The 4,634-nt window shown below is 70.4% G+C and carries 6 protein-coding genes; 3 read left to right on the top strand and 3 right to left on the bottom strand.

Annotated features, from left to right (window positions below):
* Positions 1-211 (bottom strand): hypothetical protein (locus ACWC9T_RS40920; protein ID WP_449826095.1); only part of this gene is annotated, 211 nt, incomplete at its 3' end.
* Between the two features lie 3 nt (positions 212-214).
* Complete coding sequence (locus ACWC9T_RS40925) at positions 215-634, bottom strand: MarR family winged helix-turn-helix transcriptional regulator (protein ID WP_449826096.1); 420 nt, start codon at positions 632-634, stop codon at positions 215-217.
* A 99-nt stretch (positions 635-733) separates the two neighbouring features.
* Here ACWC9T_RS40925 and ACWC9T_RS40930 point away from each other — a divergent pair, with 99 nt between their 5' ends.
* From ACWC9T_RS40930 to ACWC9T_RS40940, 3 genes are all read left to right on the top strand, one after another.
* Positions 734-1,555 (top strand): SDR family NAD(P)-dependent oxidoreductase, encoded by an 822-nt coding sequence (locus tag ACWC9T_RS40930; protein ID WP_449826097.1) that lies wholly within the window; start codon positions 734-736, stop codon positions 1,553-1,555.
* Between the two features lie 46 nt (positions 1,556-1,601).
* The gene (locus ACWC9T_RS40935) at positions 1,602-2,531 is read left to right on the top strand and encodes a hypothetical protein (RefSeq protein ID WP_449826098.1); all 930 of its coding nucleotides are present in this window, start codon (positions 1,602-1,604) and stop codon (positions 2,529-2,531) included.
* 138 nt (positions 2,532-2,669) lie between these two features.
* Positions 2,670-3,518 (top strand): alpha/beta fold hydrolase, encoded by an 849-nt coding sequence (locus ACWC9T_RS40940; protein WP_449826099.1) that lies wholly within the window; start codon positions 2,670-2,672, stop codon positions 3,516-3,518.
* Positions 3,519-3,542: 24 nt separating this feature from the next.
* Here the strand turns inward: ACWC9T_RS40940 and ACWC9T_RS40945 are convergent, their stop codons facing one another.
* Positions 3,543-3,968 carry a hypothetical protein gene (locus tag ACWC9T_RS40945; RefSeq protein WP_449826100.1) on the bottom strand — a complete coding sequence of 142 codons (426 nt, stop codon included), beginning with the start codon at positions 3,966-3,968 and terminating at the stop codon, positions 3,543-3,545.
* Positions 3,969-4,634 lie beyond the last annotated feature (666 nt).

Raw genomic sequence — 4,634 nt, forward strand, 5'->3', positions numbered from 1 at the left:
GTCGACATACGCCGGACCGACCGGCTCGGCGGCCTCCTCCATGAGTACCAACATGCGGCCTGACCAGGCCGGATGAGGTTTCCGGCAAACGCAGGGTGACCAGTTCGTGTCGGATCGTGCCGTCGTCGCGGTCCTGGAGTCCGGTCAGGGCGGGCAGCAGCGAGGGATCGGCGATGAAGTGGTCAGCCAGGGCTTCGGTGACTGAGGACACGAGTCAGGCGTCGAGTATCAGTTGCAGCAGCTCGTGCAGGGACTCGCGCTGCTGTGTGGTGAGCCGGGCCAGGGGTTCGGCGGCGAAGGGCATGCGGGTGCGCAGGTCGGCGGCGACGGTGCGGCCGGCCGGTGTGGCGGCGACGCGCTTGACGCGGCGGTCGCCGGGGTCGGGGCTGCGCTCGACCAGGCCGCGGGACTCCAGGCGGTCGATGATGACGGTGACGTTGGAGGGCTCGGCGTGCAGGCGGTCGGCGATGCGGCGCATGGGGACCGGCTCCTCGGCGGCGAGCAGTGCCTTGGCGTGGAGCGGGGTCAGGTCGTGGGCGGCCGCTGCGGCCTCGGACTCCTGGGTGTAGCGGCGGTTGACGGCCGCGAAGAGGCCGACGATCTCCCTGGTGAGCTCATCCGGTGGGGTGGACATGGGTCCAGCCTACCGAGGTGCTTGACAAAGTGAAATTTCCCGGCACATAGTTATGTCCAATATTAGTTATGGCTAATAACAAGTTAGGGATCACCGAGCATGAGCGCCAAGACCGTCCTGATCACCGGCACCTCCTCCGGGATCGGCCTGGCCACCGCGGTCGCCGCCGCCCGCAGCGGCTGGCACGTGATTGCCACCATGCGCGACACCGCGAAGGCGGGCGCGCTGCTGGCGGCGGCGGAGGCGGCCGGGGTGAGTGTGCAGGTCCGGGCGCTGGATGTGACCGATCCGGCCTCGGTCGAGGCGTGCCTGGCCGGCCTCGACCGGCTGGACGCGCTGGTCAACAACGCCGGCGCGGGCCACGTCGGCACCCTGGAGCAGGGCAGCGTCGAGGACGTGCGGGCCGTCATGGAGGTCAACTTCTTCGGCGTGCTGCACGTCACGAAGGCGGCCCTGCCCCTGCTGCGGGCGAGCAAGGGCCGCGTGGTGACCGTGTCCAGTGTGGGTGGAGTGATCGGTCAGCCCTTCAACGAGGCGTACTGCGCGGCCAAGTTCGCGGTCGAGGGCTTCATGGAGTCCCTCGCGCCGGTCGCGGCGACGGTCGGCGTGTCCGTCAGCGTGGTCGAGCCGGGTGCGGTGGCGAGCGAGTTCGTCAGCAACGTGCGCCTCGCCGACAACCCGCTGGAGCAGGCCGGGCCGTACGCGCCGGCCCTGTCCGCCTACCTGGACCGCACCCGCGGCGCCTTCGCCAGTGCACAGACGCCGCAAGACGTGGCGGCGCAGATGGTCGAGCTCCTCGCGGCCGAGCGGCCCGCCTTCCGGGTGCTCACCTCCGACGCCGCGCGCGCCTTCGCCGGGACGAAGCTCGCCGACCTCGACGGCTTGGCCGTCCTCGCCCTCACCGGTGGCTGGGTCCGCTGACCACCGCCCTCCCCGCCCCCACCACCGCTCAGAGAAGAGGACCGATATGTCCGAGGACACCGGCACCCCCGACCTCAACCGCCTGCGCGTCACGCTGGCCACGAGCTCCTACCAGCACCGGGTCCTGACCGTGCTGCACCGCTGGTACTGCGGCTACGAGGCCCCGCGCATGAATCTCGACCTCCAGGGCGAACTCGTCACCGACGACTTCACCATGCACCGCCCGCCCGAGGGCAACATGCCCAGCGTCCAGGGCCGCCAGGCCTACCTGGACAGCGTCTCCACCCTGCCCGCCGGACAGAACAACGCCCACCACCTGCGCAGCCCCGCCATCGAGCACACCGGCGCGAGCACCGCGCGGGCGGTGGTCACCCACGACTTCGAGACCGCCGGCCCGGCCATGACCGGCGCCGCACTCCTGCGCTACGACCTCGGACTCCTCCAGGACCCCGGCGAGCGCCTGCCCCGGTTCAGCGCCATGAGCGAGCACATCCTCACCTACCAGCAGAGGCCGTTCGCCGAGGCGTACGCCGAGAACCGGGTGCTCGCCTTCGTCCACTACTGGCTCTCGCTCCTGGAGCAGCCCGCCGACGACGCCGAGCCTCTGCGCGAACTGCTCGACGCCGACCTCGCCATGACCCTCTCCGACGGCCGTGTCCTGCACACCTTCGACCAGGTCGCCGCTTGGTACGCGGACGCCGCCCAGCTGGTCGAGATCAGCACCCACCACCTCATCGACCTCGCCATCACCCCCGGCACGGACGGCAGCCACGACCTTTCGGTCGACTTCGCCTGGGAGGGCATCACGCGCGAAGGCCAGCCCATGATCGCGCGCACCCGCCACCACTGGACCCTTGCCGAAACCGGCGAACGCTACCTGCGCCTGCGGCGCTTCGCCGTCACCACCCTCGACCCGTTCACCCCGGTCACAGCACAGGAGGCACTCGCTCACCACCACGCCAACAAGGCCGCCTGAGAGCACCCACCAGCAACCGCACCCGCGCCCGTGGCGGTCCTGCCGTCCGGCCACCAGCGCGCGCACTGGATGAAAAAAACGAAGTACTGACGGACCAGAGATCCCGTCATGTGATATCCAACTGACAGGAGTTACCCCATGCCCACCGTCACCGCTACCCAGCTTGTGGTCGGCCCCCACACCTTCGACGCCCTGGCCGCCGGTCCCGCCGACGGTGAACTCGTCCTGCTGCTGCACGGCTTCCCCGAGTTCGCGGACTGCTGGACCGAGGAGATCCACGCCCTCGCCGAGGCTGGCTACCGGGCCGTCGCCGTGAACCAGCGCGGCTACTCCCCCGGCGCCCGCCCCGAGGCCGTCGAGGAGTACGCCGTCGAGAAGCTGATCTCCGACGTACTCGGCTTCGCCGACGCCCTCGGCGCGCAGCGCTTCCACCTGGTCGGGCACGACTGGGGCGGCCTGGTCGCCTGGGCACTGGCCTCCGCCCACCCGGAGCGGCTGCACACGCTCTCCGTGCTCGCCACGCCCCACCCGCTCGCCCTCTACCGCGCCCTGAACAGCGGCGGCGACCAGCAGCAACGCTCCGAGTACGTCCGGCACTTCCGCCTCCCCGGCCACGTGGCCGAGCAGGGCATGCTCGCGAACGACGCCGCCGCGCTCCACGCGATCTACCGGGGCGCGCTGTCCGAGCAGCAGGTCAAGTCCAACGTCCGCAGACTCACGCAGGGCGCGCTCACCGGCGGACTCAACTGGTACCGGGCGGTCAGCGAGGATCTGCAGGTACCTTCCGGAGAGATCACCGTGCCCACCCTCTACGTGTGGGGCGCCGAGGACCAGGCGCTCGGCCGCGAGGCAGCCGAGCTGACGGCGGACTACGTCAAGGCGCCCTACCGCTTCGTCCCCCTGGAGGGCGCCCCCCACTGGCTCCCCGAGGCCAGCGCAGACCAGGTCAACCCGCTGCTCCTCGCCCACCTCGCGGGCGCCAACTGACCCTCGTCCGCCTGGGCCATGTCTTCACCGGCCGCCCGCCCACCCACCCGGATGCTCAGCACTGGGGCTCGTTGGCGCCCTACGGTTCGCCGGGCCCCGAGTCGCGTTCGCCGGTCCAGGTACTGAACGGCCCGGGGAGGTCGGATTCCGCTGCGCCGAGCTGGAGTAGCGCCGCCCTTGATCCGGCGCGGCCAGCTCGCGGGCCAGGGCGACGACCCGGCCGGCGGCGCCGTCGGAGTTCTCGGGATCGAGCTCGTCCTCGATGCGGTCGCTGAACTCCTCCGAGGCGACGTCGCCGGTGGGCTGGAGGCCGGCGAGCGGCCGGCGTTGGGCGATGGCGGCGCCGAAGCCGCCGAGGGTCGGCACACCGGGGCTGCTGGTGTCGGCCGCTCTGCTCGGACCGGGCCGGGGACGATCCCGCAGCAGCACCGTCCCGGGCTCCTGGGACACGCCTGGGACAGGTGCTGAGACACCCCGTCCCAGCACCGCCCGACCTGTACGGGGCAGGGGCTGGGTGCTGGTCACCCGGCTCATTCTCCCGCGCGCCGGGCGGTGGTGATCGCCATGGCCGGTCGGTCCTGGTGCTGCGCGACCCCGGCGCTAAGGTGCCGGTGCTCCTGGTCGAAGTCGACCGCGAGAACGAGGGCGTCGGCACGCTGGCGGAGAAGCTCACCACTTACTCCGCTTCGACACCGTTGCTCTCTCGCAGTAGTGCCGCCAGCTCGTCCGGTAGCGGACGGCCAAGCAGCTGCTGGGCTTCCGTGAGTGCGGGTTCAGGCGCCGGCGGGTGCAGCGTTATTTCCCCCGGCAGGGCGTCAATCAGCTCAGTCCAGATCACCGATGTCCCACTCCGCTCCTCAAATCGAACGAGCCGACAGGCTACACGGGGTATCCCGGGCCGTCAGTTTGACGACTTGGCACCGTGAGGTGTCTTGATGCCCGCACCGGACAACGCGCCGGTACCTTGGCGGCTTGGTCACGGCAAGATAACGCCACAGGTCAAAGCATTGGTGAGAGGGGTGCCCTCTCTGTCAGCCTTGGGTGAGACATCCCGCTTTGTCGGGTTAGCCTGAGAGGGCCCGAGTAGGAGTTCCACCCCTGATGACCAGCACCAAT

This window comes from Kitasatospora sp. NPDC001159, from assembly GCF_053598235.1.